Genomic DNA, 2,601 nt, shown 5'->3' on the forward strand with positions numbered 1-2,601 from the left:
TGAGCTCTCCGGCGGCCAGCGGCAGCGTGTCGGGGTGGCCCGGGCGCTGGCCGCGGATCCGCTGGTGCTGCTGATGGACGAGCCGTTCTCGGCGGTCGACCCGATCGTCCGGGGCCGGCTCCAGGAGGAGTTCCTGCGTCTGCAGGCCGCGGTGCGCAAGACGATCGTGCTGGTCACCCACGACATCGACGAGGCGGTGCGGCTGGGCGACCGGATCGCGGTGCTGGGTGAGAGCGGGGAGTTGCTGCAGTACGCGTCGCCGCCCGACCTGCTGGGCAAGCCGGCCTCCGACACGGTCCGCAACTTCGTGGGCGCCGACCGGGGCATCCGCCGGCTGACCGTGACCCCGCTGCGCGAGTCGCTGCGCCCGCTGGGCCAGGCCGAGGACGTCGATCGGCTTCCCACGGTGGACGCGGGCGGCACGCTGTACGACGCCCTGGCTGCGATGCTCACCGCCGACTCGCTGCACGTGCTCGCACAGGAGGACGGCAATGCGGTCGGCACCGTGTCACGCTCGGCCATCTTCGAGGCATCGAATCAGTAGCCTTCCGCATTGAACTAGGGTGCTAGTGTTTTAGCACAACGGTTCACGGGAGGCAGATGTGATCGAGTTTCACCTGGACGCGCGATCCGGCGTCGCGCCGTATATGCAGCTCATCCACCAGGTCCGGCATGCCATGCGGCTGGGCCTGCTCACCGAGGGCGATCAGCTGCCGACCGTCAAAGAAGTGGTCGGCAAGATCGCGATCAATCCGAACACGGTGCTGAAGGCCTATCGCGAGCTGGAGTACGAAGGACTGGTCAAGCTTCGTACCGGGGTCGGTACCTTCGTCGCCAAGACGCTCAGCGACGAGACGCTGGTCGCGCACGCCCCGTTGCGGGCGGAGCTGGAGGGCTGGCTCGGCCGCGCCCGCGACGCCGGCCTCGACGACGAGAGCATCGAAGCGCTGTTCCTGAGCGCGTTCCGGGCGACGGCGGTCAGATCATGACCGCGGCGATCGTCACGCGCGGCCTGACCAAGCGGTACGGCCGCAAGAGCGCGCTCAACGACTGCACGCTGACCGTGCCGACCGGCCGCATCGTGGGGCTCGTCGGGCCGAACGGCGCCGGCAAGTCGACCCTGCTGCAACTGGCCTGCGGGCTGCTGCGACCCACCGCGGGCACGATCGACGTGCTCGGCGGCGCCCCGGGCAGCGGTCCGGCGCAGGCCGCCAAGGTGGGCTTCGTCGCCCAGGACACCCCGACGTACGCGCAGATGTCGATCGCCGAGCATCTGCGGCTCGGCTCGGCGCTCAACCCGAGCTGGGACGCGGGCATCGCCACCGAGCGGATCGCCCGGCTCGGGCTCGACCCGAAACAGAAGGCGGGCAAGCTCTCCGGCGGCCAGCGCGCGCAGCTCGCCCTGACGCTCGCCGTCGCCAAGCGCCCCGAGCTGCTGCTCCTCGACGAACCGGTGGCCAGCCTCGACCCGCTGGCCCGGCGGGAGTTCCTGCAGGGGTTGATGGAGCACACCGCCGAGCACGGCACCTCGCTCGTACTCTCCTCGCATCTGATCGCCGACCTGGAACGCACCTGCGACCACCTGGTCGTGCTGGTGGACTCGCGGATCCGGCTGACCGGCGACGTCGACGAGCTGATCGCTCAGCACCACCGGCTGACCGGTGCGCGACGGGATGCGGCGAGCCTGCCGGCCGGCCACGAGGTGATCTATCAGAGTCACGTCGGTAAGCAGTCCACGATGATCGTGCGGAGCACCGCGCCGATCGACGATCCATGGTGGACCGTCGAGCCGCTGGGCCTCGAGGATCTGGTGCTGGCCTACATGACCGAGGCCAGCGGGTTCGTGCCGGAGCGAGTGTTGGAGGGACAGCGATGACCTGGCTGGCATGGCGGCAGTCGCGCACGTCGATGGCCATCGTGGCGGGGGCGGTGGCGGTCGCGGCCCTCGCATTGGTCGTGACCCGGCCGGGCTTGATCGACATCTACCGGGCGACGGGGTTGGACGACTGCGGCACGTCCTGCGTCGATCAGGCGTCCAGCTTCCTCATCCGGGCCCGGGCCGGCGCCGCAGGCCCGCTCTACTGGACGGGCTTTGCCGCCGTGTACCTGATTCCGGCGGTCATCGGGATCTTCTGGGGCGCGCCGATGGTGGCCCGGGAGCTGGAGTCCGGCACCTTCCGTCTGGTGTGGAGCCAGAGCACCACCCGGTCCCGCTGGCTCGCCGTGAAGCTGGCGGGCGGCGCGGCCGCCGCGATGGCGGCCGCCGGGTTGCTGTCGCTGGCCGTCACCTGGTGGTCGGCGCCGTTCGACCGTGCTTACGACAACCGACTGGTCGCCGAGGTGTTCGGCGCGCGCGGCGTGGTGCCGCTCGCCTACGCGGCCCTGGCCTTCGTGCTCGGAGTGTTCATCGGGACGGTGCTGCGCCGGACCGTGCCCGCGATGGCGCTGACGCTGGTGCTCGTAGCGGCCGTCCAGGTGGTGATGCCGACGATGGTCCGGCCGCACCTGATTCCGCCGGAGACCTTCACCGGTGCCGTCACCGCCGAGGGCGGGTTCCGCGAGATGCAGATGAGCATGGACGACGGCTTCATGTCCGTGGTG

The 2,601-nt window shown here is 70.4% G+C and carries 4 protein-coding genes; all 4 read left to right on the forward strand.

Features of this window, described 5'->3' with window-relative positions; genetic code table 11:
- Nucleotides 1–544, forward strand: a 544-nt coding sequence (locus AB0M20_RS37295) for an ATP-binding cassette domain-containing protein (RefSeq protein WP_364305486.1), incomplete at its 5' end; no start/stop codon positions are given.
- 58 nt (nt 545–602) lie between these two features.
- Nucleotides 603–989, forward strand: coding sequence for a GntR family transcriptional regulator (locus tag AB0M20_RS37300; protein ID WP_364305488.1), 387 nt, complete (start codon nt 603–605; stop codon nt 987–989).
- On the forward strand, nt 986–1,876 hold the full coding sequence (locus AB0M20_RS37305) for an ABC transporter ATP-binding protein (protein WP_364305489.1): 891 nt from the start codon (nt 986–988) through the stop codon (nt 1,874–1,876). Before AB0M20_RS37300 ends, AB0M20_RS37305 begins: the two co-directional genes overlap by 4 nt.
- The coding region (locus tag AB0M20_RS37310; RefSeq protein ID WP_364305491.1) for an ABC transporter permease subunit at nt 1,873–2,601 on the forward strand (729 nt) is incomplete at its 3' end. The genes AB0M20_RS37305 and AB0M20_RS37310, both read left to right, overlap by 4 nt.

Origin of the sequence: Actinoplanes sp. NPDC051633 (genome assembly GCF_040681735.1) — a bacterium.
GTDB lineage: Bacteria > Actinomycetota > Actinomycetes > Mycobacteriales > Micromonosporaceae > Actinoplanes.

What these genes read in the sequence shown, in the direction of transcription:
- AB0M20_RS37305 (WP_364305489.1), top strand. Translation starts at nt 986, where the DNA reads ATGACCGCGGCGATCGTCACGCGCGGCCTGACCAAGCGGTACGGCCGC.